The organism is Rhodopirellula sp. MGV (genome assembly GCF_002251265.1).
Classification (GTDB): Bacteria; Planctomycetota; Planctomycetia; order Pirellulales; family Pirellulaceae; genus Stieleria; species Stieleria baltica_A.
In genome coordinates this window covers 144,096-167,485 of sequence record NZ_NPDI01000028.1, presented here as the reverse complement: position 1 = coordinate 167,485, position 23,390 = coordinate 144,096, and the positions used below count along the sequence as shown (strand labels likewise).

Below are 23,390 nucleotides of genomic sequence, written 5' to 3'. Positions count from 1 at the left end.
TTTTTTCCTCGTGTCGTGCGAGCGGGCAATCTCGCGATTGGTCGTATTTGATACGGTGCGACAAGGAAGTGAATTCCCCGTGCACACACCGCTGTCGGTACTTCGCAGATTCCGTACCAGACCTCCGCGATAACGAAAAATGGGCAGGCCGGTCACCGGTCTGCCCATCGAATTGCATCGCCGTCATCCCACTTGCGCGGAAATCACCCATCAAAATGCGACAGCACAACTATTCGCTGATGTAGCGAATATCGTCCAGGTAAAACTTGATCGGTTTACCTTGGCCGGCGAGAGACCATCCGAAACCCGTTTTGATTCGGCTTAAATCCATCCCCTTAAGCGGAATTTGGTATCGATTCCATTCTGGCGTCAGCCGGACGTCCTTCAGCTCGGCCTTGGACGAATCGGCATACGGCGTGTCGCTTTCAATGACACCAATCACCACCGAAACCACTTCGCCGCCTTCGGCCCCGCGGGCATAGAATTCGAGCGCCGTGGCACCAGAAAGGTCTAGGCCGCCCGGCAGGTTGCCTTCCCAATCGTTTGCAGGTGATTGCCACAAAACGCCTCCCCACTTGTCGCTCGCTTGATACTGAACCTCAACGCAGGTTTTTCCGGAATATGGCTTCGCCGTGCAATCAAATTGCATCTCGATTGCCTGCGTATTGCCCATGTAACCAGACGGTTCGTAAGGCGGTTGGCTACTGTCAGCATAAACCACAAATGGCAACGTCGCCTTCGCAGCGGGGATTGCCTGTTGAGGTGCGTCGACAAACAAAGGAACATTTGCGACCGCCGCGCCGCCATGCTGGTCTTTGACATAAGCGAACAAACGATAGTTTCCGCCGCCGCTCGGAATCGTTATCGATGCTTGCTTGCCATTTGCATTGACCGCTTCTTTGAAAGCCAACTCGGCTTGCTGAAAATCACCGCCAACACCGATCGTTCCACTGTCTTGACGGAGTACCCAAGTGACTTCAATTGAGTCGCCTTCGGGATCACTCACATCGACAGATGCTTTGACAAGCTGGCCAGGCTTCAACCGATCTGCCTGGTCAATTGAGATGGACGTGAGCTGAGGACAACGGTTTGCCGGCGGCATGCCTTTCCATAGTGTCGACATCGCGTCGGCAGCTTCCAAGCGTGATCCGTCGGGCAACATCATCCCAAACCACGTCGCCGTCGTCTCTTGTTTATTTCCCCACAAAAAGGCGTACGAGCCAAAGCACAGGTCTTTCGATTGAATCGCGGTTGATTCGTATCCGTTCCGGTATCGATTCCCCTTCAAAGTACTCGTCGATTCGATTGGTGTCCCCCAACGTGTCTTCGCGACTTCCCACGGTCCATGTGGCCCATGTTCGGTAACGATATAAGGCTTGTCCACACCAGCGTTTCGATAGCGTTCCGCAAGCGTTGAAATGCCCGCATAAGAATTGACGCCAACGATATCGACATGCGGACAGAATTGGCCAAGTCGACGAAGCTTGTTTTCAGCTTCGCCTAACTCCGCAATCACGGTCATGGTTGGGTGATGCGTGTCGATCGCCTTGATCTCGCGTGCGATGTGCTCGACCGCATACCAGATCGCCGGATTTTTTCCGTCGCCTTCCATTTCATTGCCAATGGCCCAGATCAGAACCGCGGGGTGATCTTTGTATCGACGCACCGTTTGTAAACAGTCATTGAGCTGTTTCAAAACAGCAGCTTCGTCCTGATAGTCGAAACCGTGACGGGGATGTCCCAGCCACATGCCGACACAAACCGTCAAGCCTTGTTGATGAGCCTGATCAAGCAACTCACCCAGCCCATCCGTGCTCCAGGTGCGGATCGAGTTGCCGCCTAGCTCCGCGAGCAACTCGAGTTTTTCATTTCCGCCAACCCCGTGGATTGGATAGGGCTTGCCGTCTCGAACGAGTTGGAACCCATTGGATTCACGTAGCACATGGACCGGGATCGCTTGAGCGTTGACGTTCGAAACGCCAACCGCAAATAGAACGAAGACGTTTAAAAAAATGACAGTAAGCTTACGAGTGAATGTCATCGATTAGTTCAAAAGAAAAGGATTGCCGCCGTTTTCGCGGGTCGGATGACTCCGGCTCCCCGTTGCGAAGGAGCGTGGCAAGCAGAATCGTATTGGTGGCGAGAACGATGATGCGGGACCAACCTGTCCAAACCGGCTGCTCGTAAGCCAGCTGTTCTGCGGCAGGTACAAGCACGTCGCTCTCTAGCGGCACGTAAACTGGAGTACCGGCGACAAAGCATTTGACCGTCAACGCACCAGCGATTCCCGTCACCATCTGTCCATAGAAAGCATACTGCAAGCTCGTCCGGAAATCTCGTCCGGTCGACATTCCGTAGGCAAATCCGGCCGCTGCCCCGCTGGCTTCCACAGCCATCGCGGTGGCCGCGTATCCCAGCGCCGCACCACGCCCTGCGGTCGCCGCTTTACGCGCGTATGCCGCCGCCCCAGTGCCAAAGAAGCCTCCCATCATGCTTCCCAGCGTGTAGCCATTTGCTAAATCCCATCCGTTTGCGTGGGATACCGCTACGCCAGCGACGCCGCCCGCTAGGCTGACAAACGCCCCGGTGGGGGCGATCCCGCCAAAGCCTGCCCCGATCATCAGTTGCCAGTAACCCGCCGGCTCGCCAGACAACTCGCCTTGGATATAGGCGTCGGCAGCCCCTGCGATGATCCCGAGTGCGATCGGGACTCCCGCCATGCCGCCTGTCGCGATCGTCACAGTGACTGCAGCCAGTACCGTGACACCGGCCGCAACCGTGGTCGCTCGCACTCCGAAAAGGGTTTCGTTTTCCAATCCATCCAAACCGACCCCAACAAGCCACTGCCCGGTCGATTCGGCCCCAAGCATCGTGAACTGGTTCCCCGTCGCGACGATTGCCTGATTGGCGTAGTCGGAGATTGCTTTGATCGTTTGCGCGGTGTATTCGCCAAAACCTTCGAGGTAGGGTTGCACTTGACCGGCAACGATTTCGGCACCCGCCATGACAGGATCCAGAATCGGTCGCAACGGCGTCACCACGGCGTCAATCATCGCGTTCGTCATATCGACGATGTTGGACAAACCGCTGCTTTGATAAGCCTCCTGTAACACCGGCACCAACGCGCTGCCATAGGTAAACATGCCAAACGAATCGTTGTGCACAAGCACAAAACGGTCCGTCCCTGGAAGCCGCACGTGGTAGTTGTGATGCCGCCGAACACAGAAGTTGTAAACCGGCAAGTCAGTGGCTGACTCAGTTGCAACGTTACTGATCGTGAGACTGTCACCGCTGGCCGATATCAACTGGTCTCCCGGTTTCAGCTTGTCGGCCAAAACCCATTTGCCCGACCAAGTCGACTCAGTCGCATCGGGATCGATCACGAAGAATGGGTGACCGGCAGTCGTACGAATCGTCTCTGCTTCTGCGCTATTGTTGGCATCTAAACAGATCCGCACCAACACTTCCGTCGAGTTTTGATAAACCTCACTGACTTCGCCATCGACGAGCTCTGAATGCAGAACGGCGGCGGCTTCGCCCGATTCAATCGCTGCTGCAATTCCTTCCGTACGTGCGGCCCGCGACGCGACTCGGTCACCGACATCGACTTGCTCAATCGGCTTCGCGCTCCCGTCAGCCATCAGGACTTCGGTACCAGCCGGGAAACAGAATTGCTGTGCCGCATTGACGCCGGCTTGTGAGAAATTATCGACGATCGCACTTCCAGACCATGCGCTACCGATCGGAACGGAACCAGCCGCACTCGCTTGGATGCCACGGAAGTTCGCTGCGGCCATCGATCCTTGCGCAGCACTTGCTGAGGACTGAATCGCGACCGTCGAAACCCCGCCAAGAGATTCCGCTCCTCCGCCCGTCGGAACCGCAGGAGCGTTTCCAAAGGTCAACGGCGCACCGGTCGGCGAGTGATCCAAATCGCCAGGAACACCGGTTCCCGCATTTGATGTTTCCGCATAATCGACGAGCAAGTGATAGCGTCCAGTGCCAGACACACTCAAGTCGATATCGCCGTCAATGTAGTTGCCTTCATGCGTGACAACTTGATCGATCACCTCGTCGATATTATTCGCGACACCGCCGATCGTCTGAGTCCCCGTGGTCTGACCGATTAACTCCGTACGACGTTCGAACACGCCCGTTTGTGAATTCACAGACTCGGCTTCGGTAAAATCATCGGCACCAGTCAAATGAGTCTCGTAAACTCCGTTTGCAGACGCCCCCGTTTCAGTCAACTCGTAAACATCGCGCCCCGAGGTCGTGTTCGACATTGCACCGGTTAAACCGTTTTCTTCGGTCACCGAATGCGACGTCTTCGTCCCTGCGCCAACCAAGGTGTAGGAATCGCCGACTCCACGATCGATCACTTGTGTAAACGCGTAGCCTTCGGTCGCATCACTAACATACTCAAACACTCCGGTGACCGAATTCCCATCACTCGAACTTGTCTGGGTGATGTTTGACGATGCGTCATAATCGACCTGCGAACCGGAAACCACGCCATCTTGGGTTAACGTTTGAGAGACGGTCGTCGTCGCTTGACTTTGCATCGCACCGGTTACTGAATTGCCGTCGGAGTCGACCAGGGACGACGAATTCGTGGCATTGACGGTGACTTCGTCGAACAAACCGTCCGTTGACACCACCGATTGAGTGACAACGGCTTCACTGGACAACTCTTGATGGCTTTCAAACACACCGGTGATTTGGTTGCCTTCACTATCGCTCGACGAGTCGCTCACAAAGGTTTCGACGATTGCCAACTCGTTGTCGTCGCCATCGATCAAATCGCGTCGTGTGGTCGAGGTCACCTCGCCCGAACTCGAAATCAAATAGTCCCCTGTCACACGGTTCCCGACATCGGTCGACAGACTTTCGGATTCGGTGTGAACGGTTGCCGTGTATGTCTCCGTTCGTGTTCCCGTCTCGGCAACATCAGTAACGCCCGATGACTCGGTCGTTGTCCGGTACAGCCCAGTGATCGCATTGCGTTCTTCGGTGGTGGTCGACTCGTTTGTCTGTGTCACCGTCTTGCTGTCGGTTCCATCGCTATAGGTCACTTGCTTCGAATACTCATACACGGAATCCGAATCGCTTGCCGAAGTCATCTCCGTCGTGATCTGGTTTCCTTCGCTGCTTGTTTGAACCTGCGTCGAGTTCGATTCTTCAAGCGTAAAGGTGCGATCTCCGATCGTCCCTGTCTGATCCAGCGAGACAGAATCGGTTGCCGAAGTCGTCTCAGTTAAATCACCAGTGACCGAATTCCCGCTACGTTGACTTTCGACAGATCGGGATTGACTGGAAACCGAGGTGACATCGTGATCGGTATTGGTCTCATTGGTCGTGACAGAGGACGTGGAAGTCACCGTCGAGTTTGAGGTGTACAACCCGGTGATGTCGTTCCCGATCTGCCGAAACACTTCGTCAAACGCATCATCGCTGCTGTTATCGGATGCGAGAGTCTGATTCGACGATTCACCGGACGAGGTTGAAGTAGATGACCTTGTGATGTCTTCGCTGAATTCGCCGCTGACCGAATTGCCGCTGCGAACGGATTCCGTTTCAGTCGTTGACGACGACGAACTGCTCGTCGTCAGCGATTGATTGACAGAAGACTGCGAAAGCTGAATTGTTTGCAGCGAATTCGACTCCACCGAATACGTTTGAAAACGACTGTTGCCGGTTTCACTGGAAGTCACTGCCAGCGTTTCTGTTTGTCCGATCGTCGTCAGTCGGTTCGACTGGTTTACGATTTCACCAACCGATTCCGTCGACGCGTTGGTAGTCTGATCCGTGCTGTAGTCCCCCGTTACCTGATTGCCCGATGCTGTCGAATTCGTCGTCGATTGCGTGGTTTGCTGCAGCGATTCGGTCAGTGTTTGATTCGTTCTTGCCTCCGTCAGTACTGATATTGACTGCGAGGTCGCGTTCGACTGGTACACGCCAGTGATGGCGTTAAGTGATTCAGTCTCGGCCGATGAACTTGTCGCCGCAATTGTCGAGACAACGGTTTGGGTCTGGTTTACATCCGTCTGCTCTGATGTCGATCCCGAACTGCTGTCCGTCTCCGAAGTCATCGCCCCAGTGATTTCGTTACCCACCGAAGTCGCGGTGGACTCCGATTCTGTTGTCGCCTGAACGGTTGTCGTCAACGTTTGATTTCGAGTCGTAACCTGTTGAGTGCTTTCTGAAACTCCCGACATCGTTGCGGTGAACTGCCCGGTGACCGAATTGCCGCCCCGATGGCTGGTCGATTCCTCGACACTCGATCCACTTGAATCGTGTGACAACGTTTGATTCTGGCTTGTCTCACTCCACGAGTCGGTCGACACACTCGTCGAATCCGATTCATAGACGCCCGTCACTGAATTCGATATCGACGTCGAATCGACGATCACCGAAGAAGTGAACGTGGTATCAACAAGCACCAACGACTGGTTGTTTTCGGTCGAAGTCCCCGCGCTCGATGACTCGCTGTGACTGGACAGCGACTGTGTCCCCGCGATTTCATTCCCCGCCGATTCGCGTTCTGTCTCACTGGTCGAACTGGAGGTTTTCGAGGCGGACAGATCCAGATAGTCGAAGGTTTCGACAAACGTTGACGCGACGCTGGTCGTCGAAGTCGACTCGAACGCTCCGGTGACATAGTCGCCAGTAGTTACAACATTCGACGTTGTCGACTGGGTCGATTGATTGGTGCTATTGGGCCCGATCTGGTTCGATTCAGAAGAGGAGGACGTCGCGGATTGAGTTTCATTAAGCGTATAGGTACCCGAAATCAGATTCCCACTTTCGGTGGATGTTGTCTCCGACGTCCCCGTATACGCCGAATCGACCACCCGTGTTTGGTTGACATCGTTTGACTCGCCGGTCGAAACTGATTCCGTAGACGATTCACGGGAATAGTCACCAGTAATGTCGTTTCCACTTTGAGATGTAGTGGTGTGCGATGATGCCGTCGCGTTCGCAGTGATTGCCAGCGTTTGATTTCCGGACTGCTGCGAAGAAGTGGTTGCTGAATCGCTAGTGGATTCAGATGCATAGACTCCAGTGATATCGTTACCGCTTCGGACGCTTTGCCAGGTGCGCGTCGTGGCGGAGTTCTCTTCGACAGCTTCGGTTTCAATTTCACTGGATGCATCGACGACTTCAGTGGATTCCCCCGATTCGTTTGAGATTGATGCGCCGGTGATCGTGTTGCCAGATGCTTCACGCGTGTTGTTGGATTCGGTGCTCGAAGAATGGGTTGCTAGGAAGCCTTGATTCGAGAGCGACTCAACACGATCACTCGTCGATGTTGTGACGGACTCCGTAGAGAACTCTCCTCGGTACTGGTCATTCGTCGAAGTCGCCTCGGTGCGTGATGAACTGTTTGCGGTGATGTCGACGGACAAGGATTGATTGGCATCCGTTTGCGTTAAAACGCTGATCGTGTCAATCGCAAGGGTTGATGAACTGGTACCCGCGACGGAGTTGCCGGTGAGCGTCTCATGCGTCTGTTCCGTCGTGACCAAAGTCGACTCAACCGCCAGCGGTCCGTTGGTCGACAAGGTTCGCTTTGTCACCTGCTTCTGCGAAGCCGAATCGCTTGTAAAGTTACCGACAACATTGTTGCCGCTGGATGCGTTGGTGTAGCTACTGGACTGTTCCAGGGTGTACTCGACGGAAAGCGACTTGTTGACGTCGTCGCCCTCGAGTGTCGAACTCTGAGACCCCTCGATCGTCTCTTGATAGACGCCGGATAATGCATTCTCCGATCGCGTAGCCAGCGACGCGAAGATCGACGTTTCGCTGGCTTGAGAATTCAATGTTCCGTTGGTGATCGATTCACTTCGGACACGTTGCCCGCTGTTCTCGGTTGTGGACTGGGAAGTTCCCTCGACGGAATTGCCTGTAAACGATGCCCGGACGGTGACGATTTCGTCGATTCCGGCAACGACCAGCAAAGATTGATTCTCGAACGTCCGAGCGGTGCTGTTGCTTGTCGTTGAAGTCGAACTGCCACTCCGCTGTCCCGTCACGGCATTGCCACCAAGCAATTCCTGTGACGTCATGTTTTCTGTCGCTAGGATCGTCAGCGCCGACGTTTGATTCGTCGTCGTTTCATCGGTCTCGGCCGAAGTTTCGGTCTCTGTCACGCGATCAAAGCCGCCAACGATTTCATTGCCCGTTTCGACAATCGACTGGTCGGTTACGACTTCTGTCGAATTCAATGTTAGCTGGGTTTGGTTTTCGGACCGCGTCGTTCGTTGTGTTTCCACTTCGTTTTGCGAGTCAACCGAATAGAGGCCCGTGATCGCATTTGCGTGGCGAATCGTGATTCCGCTTGAACGGTCCACGATGCTGATCTGATTGATTTCGTCTTCGATCGTTGACGTGTCCGATTGCGACAGTGTTTCGGAGAACGTCGTTACCGATCGTGTGGTGCCAGTGACCGTATTGCCTGACACATCGGTGGTATTGACCGTCTCAATTTCGACAGACGACTCAACCGACATCGGCCCATTGGTTGTGGATTCCGTGCGGGCCGAATCGCTGTCGATCGTTTCACGACGCGTGTAGTCTCCCGTCCATTGGTTGCCCGACGTCTCGCCTGTGGTCTCCGCGGTGCTTTCGGAAGCGAGCTGATTTGTTCGAGATTGGTTCGTGACGTCTTGCGACTCATTGGTCTCGTGAATCGTCGTCCATGATTCCGCGTAGTCTCCCAACAACTGATTGCCTGAACGAGTTGTTTCCGTGCTAACACGGGCAACCGAACTTGACACGATCTCCAACGTCTGGGCCGTCTCAGTTTGCGCCGTCTCCAACGTTTGCGACAGGTTTTCGGTGCTACGATACGCCCCTGAAATTGAATTTCCGTCGCTCGTACTCGTCACGGTTGACTCCGCTTCCTCAGCCAACGTTTTGCTGCGGCTGCCGTTGGTCTGGTCCAAGGTCCGAGTGTATTCACTGGTTGCCGATCGCGACTCGCTGAACTCTCCGGTATTGGTGTTGCCAGTGCTCTGAACGATCGCCGTGGTCAGCGAGTCATTTGACTGATTGGTCGCCTGTGTCTGGTTAACGGTTTCTGAACTCGATCGGCTCGCCGTTTCGCTTCGCTGTGTCGATGTTGTTTCCCCGGTAATCCGATTGCTGTTCGACTGGTTGGTTGTGGTTGATTGATTGGTCGCGACCGATGACTGCGACAAGGTCTGATTGAGTGACAGTGTTGTCGTTTCACTTGTCGCCGTCGTTGCCGATTCCGAGGTAAATAGCCCTGTGATGCTGTTACCACTCTGACTCGAGACGATGATCGATTCAGACTCGGATTGTTGATCGCGAGTTTGCCCCTGGTTGGTGCTGACCGATTGACTGTTTGACTCGGCGGATTCGGTGGAGTTTGTCGACGAATCACCCGTGATCGTATTGCCGCTTGCAATGGTGCTGCTGACCCGATTGCTCGACTGAGTTGATTCAGAGATCGAGGCTTGGTGGGTTCGGTAAGATCGCGACTGCTGATCGATCGACTGCGTCGTCTCGGATTCATAAACGCCATCAATCTCGTTCGATGTCGATTCCGAAGTGGAGTTTGACTGAACCCGCGATACGGTTTGCGATTGGTCATCGGAGTAAATCTGCACGCCAGCTTGAACGACAACGCTCAGACCGTCGGCCAGTGTTTTGAACTCGCTCCCCACATCGGTCGGCCAAACGGTGTCCTGGGTCACTTCACTCGCCTGGACTCCCGCCATCGCGACGTCCAAACTACGTCGGTCGGACTGCGTTGTTGTGATGCCGGACCGATCACCAACAATCTGATTTCCCACCACGCTGGTTTCCGCTTGCGTTTGCCCAATTGACACGGCAAACGCGATCGCCGAAAGGCTTGTGGTGGTCGATTGCGAAGTGGACTCACTCGACGAAATCGACTGCGATTCAATCACGCCGCTAAACTGGTTTGCCGATTGTGACGTGACCTGACGAGTTGTCGTGATTCCCAACTGCTGAACCGTTTTCCCCAGGATCGATTCGCGAGACGATGAATTGACTTCTGCGGTTTGAGCCGTCCGTGAAGTCGACTCGCCTGTAAAACGGTTGCCTTCCGATTCAGACACTGCTGTCGACCGTGTCTGAATGTTGCTTTCCGACACACGATCTTGATTGGTCTCGATTGCCGTCGACTCGGATTGCGATACTTCGTCGACCACTGATTGCGTTGTTCCAAGCAACGTGTTCGAAACCGACTGCGATGCCCGCTCCGATTGAGTCACCGATCGGCTTTCGCTCCGCTTGGTCTGATTGGTCACCACCGTGTCGCTTTCGATCGTGGTAGAACCTTCTTCTTGCTTTTCGACTCGCCCGGAGATGGAATCACCGGTACCGGAATAAACGGATTCCATCAAACGACTTTCGGTCTGGTTGGTCGTTTCCACCGTCCCGTTCGCACCGGTGTTTGTCGCAAGTTGTGTCGATGAGGTCGTACCAAAGCTATAACCGCTGAACTCGTATTGGCCCTGCTTCAGGTTGCCCGACTTTTCAGATTCCGAATTGGATTCGGATTCCGCAACCGTTTCCGACTCGGTCGTTTGATTGCGAGTCACTGTGGTCGATTGTCCGACGGAATTTGCCTGCTGTGTCAAACGGAACTCGCCAGACTTTTTATCACCAACCGTTCGCTTCTCGCCCGTCGTCGTGCTGGTCGAGTCAGTTTCAATCCGGCTGGGGCCGTTGCTGCTCGTCACAAAAGACTGTGCTTCGTGCGTAAACGTTTCGTCATACTGGTAGGAACCGTCGTACAGATTACCGGACTGCTCGACCCGAGACTCCACCAAATCACTCATCGTCGATTCGGACCGATAGTCCACATCAACGCTGTTGGTCAAAACAGTTTCATTGATCGACTCGGTTTCGCTGGCGAGCACGAAATTGAACACACCTGTCTCGTCATTACCTCCACCAGAGAGCGTCGATTCGGCATGGTGACCGAGCGTCGAGACCTTACTTTCACCCTGATTTTCTTGCCGGACGACTTGGTCGCTTTGGGTCTCAACCTGTTGCAAGAGCGTGAAGTTTCCTGATTGCAGATTGCCTGCCTTCTGTGTTGTCGTGGTACTGGTCGTGCCACCGGTCGTCACGGTCGACTGGGGACCGTTGTTTTGCCGACGTTCAACAATTTGAGTGGACACGGTGCTTGTGATTGCGAGCGAGTAGTCGCCTGAATCAGAAACCGTGCCGAACGAGTGGAACACCGAAGTCGCATCACTTGCGTCCGTGAAGTCGAAGCTTTGCCGTCCGCCCGTGTGATTGGTTTGCGACTCGGTTTCGACCAGGAAATCTCGTGTCGCCATTGCCTGGGTACCGAACTCACGCAGCGTTTCGTCGACCGATTGGTTCCCCGACATGACGAAGCTGCCGATGTACGAACTTCCTCCGCCGCCGATCAACGCGTCGACTTGCGAAATTAAGTCACCGTCGACAAGACGCTCGCCGCTGGTGACATACTCCGTGTCTTTATGAGTCCGCAGCGTCCAATCGAACACGCCGCCGTCCCACGTTTTTTCGTCGACAAACTGGCCGACAAAATTGGTCGTGGTGGTTGCATTTTGAGCGTATGAGTTCGAGCTTGATGTGCCGCTCGCTTCGACCTCGCCATCGAACGCGGTTTCGTAAGTCGCGACGGAGAAGGATCCCGGTGCGAAGTTCACCCCGTCAAGCGTTCCCCGTGAGATTACTTTGCGGACGTTGACGCCGGAACCGTCGCCACGCTGACTGGCATTCGGTTCGCCCTGTCCGTCACTGCCAGCGGTTTCATAAACGAAATTGTACGAGAACGCGGCGGTGCCTAGCGAAAGGACTTCATACGTCCCCGCCGCACGATCAATGGAAACAACGGTTCGCAATCCGAGCGAAGTCGGCGAATCCGATCCGCCGCCACCGCCACCTTGACCTGATTGTCCGGAGGAGTCTTGATCGGATTCTGTCAACGGCGTCGCGAAGCTTTGCACGCTCGGCATCACCGGGTTTCCGTCGCTATCGGTCTCGGACAGTTTCTCGAGGTTCTCTTCGGACTTGACGTTGATGATGTTCGCTAAAGTCGTCGCGAGACCACCATTGTCATGGACCGTGTCGGTGATCTGAACCGTTATCGCATAGGGACCTTCGCGATCATAGGAATGCTCGGCAACGACTTCGTATCTGGCACCGCCAATCGAACGAATTTCTCCATTAATGACTGTCCCGTCGCCAAAGTCTACGCGAGCGATGAACTGGCTGGCCGTTGCTTTGGGATCGCCTGCAACAAAGGTCGCAACCGCCGCACCGCCATCGCGTGCATAGGTGGAGTTTTCGCCCAGCCGTCGGCCTTCGAGTGCATAGATGACTTCACCATTCGCATAAACCGGCGGCGTCGCACGAACGACTTTATCGCCAGTCGAGAATGCGACTTGGCCGGAGTTGTTGACGATGTCGAACCCATGAATTTCGTTGACAGGACCAATCCCTGGCAACAACTCGCCGAGATCAACAACCTTGCCGTGGCCATGGAAAAATGGAATGGGAACCGTCCCGCCGGATTGATCTGTCGGGAACGCAAACCGAGCCGAATGCAATCCTTGCTTGCCCTCGCTGTCGGCCGCCATGAAAGCCACTGTGAAATAAGGTGCACCACCGGGTGGCTCACTCGTCGTGGTGGGAGTTTGTGAGAGTCCCGATGAGTTTTCGCCACTTTGGTCACCACCGGAACCGCCAGAATCTTCGCTCACTGCAAGCGAGCCGTTGATTCCGATCGGGCCTTCCAGCAGGCTAGCGATGCTTCCGACATCGCTACCGTCGATATCAATTTCGTTGGAATCCAAAACCCCGTCACCCGATTCGCCGACGACTTTCACCCATAGACCGCTTTCGGCATCGATCGCATAAATGCCGCGTCCGAGCGGTCCGTTGGCAAGTACTGCGATCACACCGGTGTCGCTGATCGAAACGTCGTTTCCGATCGCTTCAAACCCAAACCGTTTGACTTCACCCTCGATCGAAACCGCTTTGACTTCACCGTTTTCGACATAGGCGGCCCAGCCGTTGTCTGACAAATGGATGTTGTCGATCGGTTGCGAGATCGGCACGTTGACGTAGGGCTTCGCACGCTCGCGGCTGTACGTGACCAAGTTCAATCCGGGATCAACTTCCGAATCGTTGGTTTCGGCCAGGAAGACCGTTTCACCACGGTTGTTGACGGAACTCGTTTCGGGGCGAATCGAAACGAAAGGCGTCACGTAGATTTGGTCCGTATAAATCGGCGCAAGCGAGGTCACGATCGCGACGGACTGAAGCACGTTGATGTCAACCGCATCGGGATGCTGAAACGCGTTCCAAACCGGATTGACAGGCGTGAAATAGGCGCTCGCCCAACTTGGGTTGATGGTCCAAACTCGCGGCACCATCGTGGTCTGAATCGTCGTCGCAGCTCCGATGATCGGCGGCAAGACCGCCAACATTTCCAGGAACACGAAATCTGTCATGGTTGGGTCGCCCCAGCGCAGACCACTGTTCGCAAGTCCCATGTCACCGACACCAACTTGCCGGGGCAGCGTCGGACGAACACCAGTACTACTTTCCCCCGGAGACCCGCTGAGGATGCGGTCGGCATTCCAAAGCTCGGAATAAGTCAGCGCCAAATCAGTGAACTCCATCAACGGCGCACCAAGGGCCACAATCCCCAACATGCCGCGAGCATTCATTTGCCGCTGTGCGTAAACCGAGTTTTGATCGTTGATCTGGACGGTATCGCTAAACCGCATCATCGGTGTTTCGTCAAACTCGCCACGGGGAGGCGTCGAGATTGACGAATCCCCAAACGTCAACGAATCAGGGATCAATGTCGCGATACCACTTTCACGCGTCCATACATACAGGTTGTCTTTGTCAGCTTGCGTTGCCGAGAAGCTGACCGCCCCGTGATTGTTGATGGAAACGCCTTCGCCGATCCGATCGTAATCTTTGCCAACCAAATCGAAGCTGTAACTTGATGGACCGCTGCGAACAATGATTTCAACGACGCCTTCACTGCTGGCCTCCAGCGAACTGGATTCCGCCCCGCTTGACACCGCATTCGCACTTGCTAGCGGCGCAGTACTCGGCGAATCGGATACGGAGTACGTAAACGTATCGACGACATCGATGCCTTCGGCTTTGAACTGGGCTAGCGCCGCACTGACGGTTGGGTCGTAGCTGAAGCTTCCGTCTGCGTTCACGATGACGCGTGCGCCGTACTGACTAAAACCGTCAAAGCTAGCCAAAAGTGTTGACTGGCCATCGACCTGATCCGGATCACTGTCGTTGATCAGCAAGCCGTTTGCGGCATCGACGGTGATCTTTTGCGACGCGACCGCCCAGTAGCCACGTTCGATTCCGTCCGTACCAGAAACCGGCGCATCGTCCACACCGACGACCTCGATTTCGACCAAGCCAATTGATTCTGCCCCCCGGTCATCCAGAACGACGTAAGTAAACGAATCGACGACTGTTTCACCTGCTGCCAACGCATCGAAAACTCCCACGGGGTCATAATCGAACGTGCCGTCCGGACGCAGTGTCACGGTTGCCCCCAGCGACGACAACGCGTCGGTTTGGCTGGGGTCAATGATCAGTGGCAACGGCGAATCAAAGTCCGAATCGTTGGCAAGCAAACCCGTTCCTGGATCAACCGTCAACACTCCATCGGCGGCGACGCCGAAGTACTGATCGTCGACCACACTCGGCGCGTCGTTTTGCCCATGAATCAACAATGTCATCGTTTGAAACGGCGAGTCATCGATTCCATCACTGACCGCAAACTGGAATGAGTCGGAACTCACGTCACCAACCTTCAGTGACTCGATTGCCGCAACACCGTTGCTGTCGTACACGAAGGTGCCATCGGCAAAGATCTGGACCGTGGCACCAAGGCTGCTTTGCACCGATGTTGCCACCGTTTGCAACGCTTGGTCACCGGGCAACGCATCAGGGTCGGTAGCGCCGTCCAACAGGTTAGCCACATCGGTGGAGAAGGCTTCGCCATCTTCGGTGATCTCCGCCAAGTGATCGATCGCGACCGGTGCCAAGTTCTGTGAACTGGTCACGACGATTTCCGCGATGGCAGTGCTCGTTAAACCAGACGGATCCCGCAGCGTGTACGTCACTCGGTCGATCAAGGTTTCCCCGGCAGCCAACGATGCGAATGCTGGCACGGATGTCGGGTCGTAAACATAATTCCCATCGACCAGCGTCACCGAAGCTCCGCGTGAACTGACGCCATTGATCGCTGAGATAGACAAAAGATCGTTTACATCTGGATCGACGTCGTTGGCCAACAGATCGGACGGGTTAATGACCAGTGTTCGTGTTGCTCGTACGCCTAGCGACGCAAGTTCGTTGGGTTGAATGTCATCGAACGCGATCGGCGATTGGTTTTCCCCCGTCACACGAATGAAGACCGTCGACTTCACGAGTTCTGATGCCGCGTTACGAGCCGTGTACTCGAATGAGTCGACCGCGATTTCGCCCTCGGCGAGCCCTACGAAAGCCTGACCAGGGACCAATACAAAACTGCCGTCTGATTCGACCGCAACGTCCGCCCCCCAACGTGTCCTAAGTGGTGCTTGCGTGACCGTGTTGATTCCAGCCGCGTCATTGCCAAGCAATCCGTTGGCTTCATCAACCGCCAGAACCTGTGACGCATCGATCGAATAGAAATCGGCAGCAGACCTGCCCGAATCATCCCCCGGCGCAACACTTCCTGGTGTTTGCGCGAAAATCGTTACCGAAGCAACGGAGTCGCCATCAGCCAGATCACTCATCTGCATCGACACCAGCAAACGATCAGGCGAAGCAGAGGAGGTGAAACTAAAGCTGAGTTCTTCCCCAGGGCCTAGGCCATTCCCATTGTCTGCGATCATCCGTGCGAGAAGATTGTCTGGTTCCACCTCGAAATGCCATCCTGGAGGAACCGCCCAATCGATCAAGTCCGCGTTCGCCGGAATCGGAATAGGGACTTCATCAAGCCGCCGAGAAATCTGCTCCGCACCGGTTGCCGTGTAGCGATAGCGATATTGACCGGCTACGGAGACGACCTCGCTAACCAACGTCGCGCTGGCGAATTGATTCCGCTCCCACGGCACCATCACTGTTTCACTGCTGCGTCCCGCATCGTCCACCGCCCGGAAGTACAGCTTGTGTGTACCGTCCAAGAACGGCGCACCGTGGATCACTTCCCAATCCGTCGCATCCAACACAAACGATCCGCCGTTGATCTGATCGGTTAAATCAACAACTTGTGAAGCAAACGTCGGGTCGGTGCTGACTTGGGCAACAGCGATTGGGCTTTCCGATCGAAGCTGCCCCGCGATGGTCGGAGCGATCAATGGACCTTTGTCGGCGACATCGAATGTGAACGCGGGAGGCAATAGCTGTCCCAGTGTGACGATCAATGTTTGAGTGATCTGATTGCCAGCCAAGTCTTCGGCAATCATCTCAAAGGGGTTCTCGCCGGGCTGAAGTTGCACCGAAATCTCGAACGTCCCGGAAGCATCGACGATCAAATCATTCTGCCCGTTGATGGTGACGTTCGAGCCGGGATCGGCATGTCCCACCAGAACCACGTCTTGATCGAGCGTGTGCGTCGGACGAACGCTGCTTTGAAAATCCTCCCGCAGTTGCAAGCCGATTTCTGACGGTCCCTCCAAGTCGATCGTCAGTTCCAACGGTTCACTTGTCTCCGCGATGTTGCCAGCCAAGTCTTCGATCGTGCCGGTGACTTGGTACGTGCCACTCGACATTTCAGGCAACGCATACTGGGCGACACCGGTTGAATAGGTCGATCCGATTTCGACGCCGTCGACGAAGAACGTGACGAGCGAACCGCGTTCGGCAAATTGGCGGACGACAGGCTGTGGTTCATTAGTGATGTTGTCGCGAGCGTCACGACCATGATCGCTGGACGTCAACAAATCCACTGGCGTCGGAACCGGTGGTGCGGTTCGATCGAGCGAAAATTTTAACGTTGCGTCGGATTCATTGCCGAGCGAATCGGTCGCGTGCAGCAATAGCTCATAACGTCCATCCGGTAACGCTTGCCCTACCATCGATTCCAGAGCACCGACGTCGAGCGACAACAAGTCCTGATTCAGCGATGGTGTCAGGTCGATCGCCGGAAATTGATTGAGCGATCCCGTTACGACGACAATCGACGAAGCATCGGTCAGCGTCCCGATGATCGCGGGGTCGTTTGTACGCCCGTCGCTGTCGCTGGCCCCGGTGTCATTGACCAAGTTCATTTCGATTGCCGGTCCGTCTTCGTCAACCAAAATGACCTCAAGGTTGACGGTTGCCGCGTTGCCTGCCACATCGGTCGCGTCGACTGACAGCGAGTTCGCACCAACGGCAAGCTCGACGTTTTCAATGGCAAACATGCCAAACTCGTTTGCGTCGGCAAAGTGCGGCGTCCCGGTGATTTCCAATCGCGTCCCAGGCTCAGCCGATCCAACCAAATCAACCACTTGCGTCGATGTAAACAGTGGACCGCCTAGATCGTCTCGCCGGAAACGAGCTGCGAGTGAGACGGTCGGTTTTGTGAATCGATCGTCTACGGTGACAAACTGTGGTGCGGTGTAAAAGCTAGCGTTGCCAGCCAGATCGACGGCTTGTGCGACAAACCGATGCCGCCCAGTCTCACTGGACGCCTGCAGGGTCACTTCGCCAATCGCGTTTGCACGATAGACGTCGATCCCATCGGCAAATAAAAGCACTTCTGCGTCACTATCCGCTACGGTCGTCGTAAATACCAACGCGGTTTGACTGGTGACTCCATCACCTTGGACGCCGGTGTCTGCACTGCTGTCCAACCGAAGCGTGGCTGGCGTCGAGGGTCGAGCGGTATCAAGCTGGAACACCAAGGATTCGATTGCCGAAGCATGCCCCCATTGATCCACCGCACGTACACGCACAGTGACTTCGCCGTCAAGAAGCGATGCATCCAGCGCCGTTTCGAGGACCGAACGCGACAAATAGAAGCGGTTGTCTTCTAACGTACCCAGTGCGTTGACGAAGGGGCCTTGCTGGACGCTGATTTGGAACGTCGTGATTCGGCTCGCGTCATCCACACGTCCTTCAATGTCAGGGACGCGGGTCAACAAGTCATCCGCGAACGCCCCCGTGTCCTGCGCAAGGCTTAACGCAATCTGGGGTGCTGACAAGTCGGGTGCGTCAAATCGAATCGAGCGGGTCTGTTCGATCGAATTCCCAGCCAGATCTTCGGCAACGACACGGAAACGATTGATGCCGTTGGCAAAACGAACCGAATCGAAGCGATAGGAACCGTCGGTTGCGGCGATCGTGGTTGCGATCGCCGTTTGAGAATCCAACCCGCGATAAAGATAGACCGTCGCGTTCGGATCGGTATTGCCACGCACCGCACCGACGTCAACGCCAGCTCCCGGCAACTGAATTTCAGCATCCAGTTGACTCGGCACAGTCGTGTCGAGCGACACGTCAAGTGTCGCACTGGATGAACCAACATTCCCAGCCAAATCGGCGAGCGACGCGGTCAATTGGTGCGTGCCTTCGGAAAGTCCCGTCACAGTGACACTGTTCTCGCCGATTGGCAGATCAAACGTCTCCCAAGCCGCGCCGTCAACGAACACGGTCAGCAGGCCGGGTTCGGCAAGCATCACGTTGATGCCAAGATTTGTCAGCCGGGTGATTCCGTCACTGTCGTCCCGCCCAAGGTCACTTTGTGGGTCCAACCTCAACACATCATTCGCGATCGGTGCGGTCCGATCCAGCTTCAACGTGACGCTCTGCCGGGCCGAAGCATTTTCGTATTCGTCGACGGCGACCAGTGAGATAGTCACATCTCCATCCGGAACTGATTGGCCGAGAGCCGCTTCGATTTGCGCCGTCGAGATCGAGAACGTTGCACCACTGATCGACGAGACCAAATCAACCGGATCAAATCGCTGAGTCGTCTGGGTTGCCCGCGATGTTGATGTCACAGTCATCCACAGATGGCTGATCGCCGACGCGTCATCAACCGCCCCCGCAAACGCCATTGACGAAGTGACTTTATCATTGAAATAGCGGCCGAGATCTTCGGTCAGCGTCAGTGCCAACCGAGGTGCGTCCGATTCCAACCGTGGCCGGAATAGGGTCAACGATTGAGCGTGTGTGTTGCCGATCGCATCGCTGACCGTCAAGTCAATTTGATTGGTACCGAAGCCGAGCGGCAGGGAACCGAGTTCGAATGCGCCGTTCACATCGGCGACCGTTTCGAGCATCCCATCCACGGCACGCACGATCGCGCCAGGTTCGGTGATTCCCACAACGTCGACTTGTGCCAAGTCCGTCGTCCGATCGCCGACGGTCCCGGTATCGCTGGCCGGGGCCAATTGCAACTGTGCGAACGACGGTGCTGTGCGATCGATCGTCACCGAAAGCTCACCGCTGCTGCCGCTGCGATTCCCGGTAGGATCTTCGGCGGTTGCAGAGAATTTGTAGGTTCCGTCTGCCAACGATCCCAAGTCGACTTGGAAATCGACGGCATTCGATGCGATGCCGAGACCAACTTCCGAACCACCGTCTTGATACAAACGCAAGATGCTGTCGGAGTCGCCTTCGCTGCGAATGGTCAACAATGAATCGCCCACAACGGGCGATGTGACTTCGTTGCCGTCGCTGTCGATCAACACCGGTGTGATCGGGGTTGCGGGTGCGGTCACGTCAATGGCAAAGTCGACCACAAACGGCTCCGATTCATTGCCCCAGCGATCCGACGCGACGAACACCAATTCGTGATCGGCTTCGTCGAGCGACCGTGACGCCATCGCATACAAATCCGCCAACGGCATCTGCAAGGCTTGTTCGCCGGACAGATGCGAAACCAACTCGACCGCAGGCGATCCGTCGATCGTTGCCTTCAAGGAAGCGATTTCGCTGACGTCGTTAACAACCAATGACAAGTTCGAATCGCGTTGATACGCATTGACCAAAGGCAGACGTTGGTCAGGCAGTGTCACTGCCGCAATCACCTGCGGTGCCTGATGGTCGGTCGTCGATGGGTATTGATTTCGCCACTTGATGAAATCGTACCGGTCGATCCTGCCATCGCCGCTCAAATCGCGATAGCGAACATAGCGATCAGAACTGGACGTGCTGTTGAAGCTTTGGTTGATGTCGTCCCAGTCGTCTTGATCGACTTCGTTGTTGCCATTGACGTCGCCAAGCAGTTGGTGGAACGGCAGCGGCAGGAACTCGCTCGCGACTTCCGGGCCGTTCGCCATCGTTTGCAAACGGTTCGCGTCTGAGGCGATTCCGACACGTCGCATCATCAAGTAATACTGGGAATCGTCAGTAAGCAGCCCTTCGACGTCGATCGTTAACGTTGCAGTGTCAGCGTCATAGTCGAACCGCTTGGGGGCGATCAACGTGTCATTGCCATCGGTGTCACGAATCATGATGTCAGACATCGGATCGGCAATCCACGCGTCCTGATTAAACGTGACGGACAAGGTGTGGATGTACGATCGTTGAGTTTCGCCGCGATTGATCTCGTAGGCGACAATCGACATCGGGTCGACGATGGTGCGACCAACTTCGACAGTCATTGCCGATTCTGTAACAGCTTCGCTGGCTGCGGAATCGGACGCGACAACCGTCACATTCAATTGCGTCTCGCCGCTCCAACCGGACGAAGGCAGCAACGTCAAACCCGTGAGGTCGTTTTCAGTCAGCTCATAGACGCCGGCAGAGATCCGCCGTCCATGATTCAGAATCGCGCCCGTCGGCAACGCATCGACGCGTACATAAAACGTTTCACTTCCGTCGGTATCCGCAGACCGTGCGTCGATCGTCAAAGCAAGCGGGGTGTCTTGACTGCCGCTTGCCTTTTGGAGTTCGAGCACTGGTACATCGGTGACTGCCTGCACGTCGACACTGACGAAGGCCTCATTGCTGACGAAGCCTGCCGCATCACGGATGGTATAGGTAAACGAATCGCTGCCCGAATAATCGGCCTGGGGTGCGTAGGTGACCAAGCCGGTTTCGCGGCTGAGGTAAACTTCGCCGTGTGATGGGGGCACGACAATTTGCAGCGAAGCAAGATCGAACGCCGCGGTCGCTGTTTGGTCGTTCGCCAACAGATCGAAGTTCACCGGCACGTCTTCGGAGGTGACGATGATGTCAGCTTCCGCTACCGGTATCTTGGCCCCACCTTGAACCAATCCGACCTCGTCAATCGACACAGTGCTGTCGGTGTCGCCGAAGCCCAGCAGGTCCATCGACAGGACGGCAAGTGTCCCCGCTGGAATCGACGAAACATCAATTTGCACCAGATAGCGACCGAAACCATCAACCGCAACGACTCCACCAAGGTCCGAGGAAGGATCGGCACCGTTCGCGTCACCGACCACAACACCGGGGGCGGCGAGGTAGGTGCCATCGGAGCGGATGTTTAAGAGCGAGTCGCTATCCGCTGCGGCGACCACACCGGCAAGAGGCAAGAGTGTTGTCGCGTCAAGTAAAGCGATTTCAAACGCATCGGGCGCATGCTTGACGGTCGAGTTCAGCGTCAGTCCAGAAACGATCAATCGCAGCTCGGATGAATCGTCCGGAACATAGAACGCTTGACGAAGCGAACTGCGTCGTGTGCCGTTCTCAAATAGCTGCGCCGCGGCGGTGTCAAACGTCACCGTTCCGATCGTTGACCAACTTTCACCAGCTTGATCGAAGTTGCCGTTGCGAAGCCCAAAGGTCGCTCCGGCCGTTGGTGCGAGCGGCATCGCCACCGTTTGTGGCGGTTGTACGATCACGGTATCAGCGGCCGGTAATTGCAAACGGTCGTTGTTGCCGACTGACGGGTCGACCGGTGTTTCCGGAATTGGCGGCTGACCGGTTCCGGGATCGGGGATCACGATCGCACGCGCCGCGTCAGTCGTAAAGGCTTGGTTCAAGGCGAACGTCGGCGAACTGGAAGTCAGTCCATAGTTTGCCGCAAGTAACTGCGAATCGCTGACCGTGATTGCTCCGTCGGCGTTGAAGTCAGCTTTGGCATTGAAACCCAACTGGCCAACGAAGGTTCCCATCGCTTGAGCAAGCAACTGGCTGTCGATCCCGTCAACTTTGCCGTCGTTATTGATGTCACCCACCAAGTCAAGCTGCAATCGATACTGACCGGCATCGGTTGCGGAGGCCCCGCGAATTTCCAGTGCAGACAGGTCGGCATGATCAATCGCAAACAACGCAACCGTTCGATCCCCGTCAACGCTGCGGGCGATCGGCTGCATCCCGGAAATCGTCGGTGTCGCGGCGACGAAGCGGCTTCGGTAGCGTTCGATGATCGCACGGACATAGACAATACCGTCGCGCGTGCTTCGGATCTGATTGTCTTCGATCGAAAAAGCAAACCGATCTGAGTGGCCTTCTTCAATTTCGCCGATGACAGGCGACAATGAAAACTGGTCCGATGCCCCCAAGTTTTCTGTCAACGTCGTGTCACTCGGATAAGACCGATGGTCACCCGTGGAACTGACGGCAATCGCAAGGGCTGATGAATCGTCGGCTCGATAACCATACCGATGCAGCACTTCGATCAACGTCGCTTCGTCGGCATTGCTTGCTGGTTGACTCGCTAGCACTTCCGAAAGTGCCCCCTCATCGTTCCAGCGATAATTCAAATCGATCGATTCGGTAAGCAGCCCCGCAAACTGACTTGCCAAGGAAGACGGCCCGCTAAGCATGACACCCGAAGGCAACCGGATCGCTGTGAGATTTCCCTGTGGATCGAATTGGGTGGAAATGAAAACACCATCCGAAAGCTGCACGCCGCTATCGCTAAGATGCCAAGTGGTGCCGTCCGGCCAAACCGTCCGAACGATGACTCCATTTGCGTCAGCGACATCAACTTTTCCATCCGGATGTGTCAAACGCCAACTGTCGGCCCCCAGCAACGTGTTGGCTGGATGATAGGGCTGACCGCTCGATTGGTCATAAAACCGGTTGCCGCCTCGGACTAACAGCCGATCGAGTGACTGAAGCTCGTATTCCACACCCGTGTCAGCAATCCAAAGCGGCTTGTAAAACACGAGCGACGAATTCGATGCGAACGGCTGACTCGGTTCGGGAGCAAACGTAAACCCGGCGCGAGTGCCATCGGGCAAACTGATGTAGATGCGATCGCCCGCCGACAACGCCGAGTAAATGCCGAGTGATTCGAGATCGCTGGCGCTGCCGGTCGACATTAGGTCTGGCTTGCCGAGCGAGCGAAAGGTTGGCCGCCATGATTGAGACAGCGAATCGTATTGACGCGAGACTTCGAACACTTTGCCATCGACTTCGATCGCGGCATCCAAGTCCGTCCTCGTAAAGGCATCGAT

General features: G+C 55.5%; 2 protein-coding genes (1 of these 2 only partly in view). Both read right to left on the bottom strand.

Annotation, left to right across the window (positions count from 1 at the left end; translation table 11 throughout):
* Positions 1–229: 229 nt before the first annotated feature.
* Complete coding sequence (locus tag CGZ80_RS09650; protein ID WP_094413746.1) at positions 230–2,041, bottom strand: glycoside hydrolase family 2 TIM barrel-domain containing protein; 1,812 nt, start codon at positions 2,039–2,041, stop codon at positions 230–232.
* A protein-coding gene (locus CGZ80_RS09645) for a putative Ig domain-containing protein (protein ID WP_094413744.1) crosses the window boundary here: on the bottom strand, positions 2,025–23,390 show its 3' portion. It continues 3,279 nt past the right edge of the window; 21,366 of the gene's 24,645 nt are visible here — the last part of the coding sequence; the start codon falls outside the window, past its right edge — the gene reads right to left on this strand; the stop codon is at positions 2,025–2,027. The genes CGZ80_RS09650 and CGZ80_RS09645 overlap by 17 nt, the downstream gene beginning before the upstream one ends.

Excerpts from the sequence above, each read along its gene's own strand:
- CGZ80_RS09650 (WP_094413746.1), bottom strand. The coding sequence starts at position 2,041 with ATGACATTCACTCGTAAGCTTACTGTCATTTTTTTAAACGTCTTCGTT.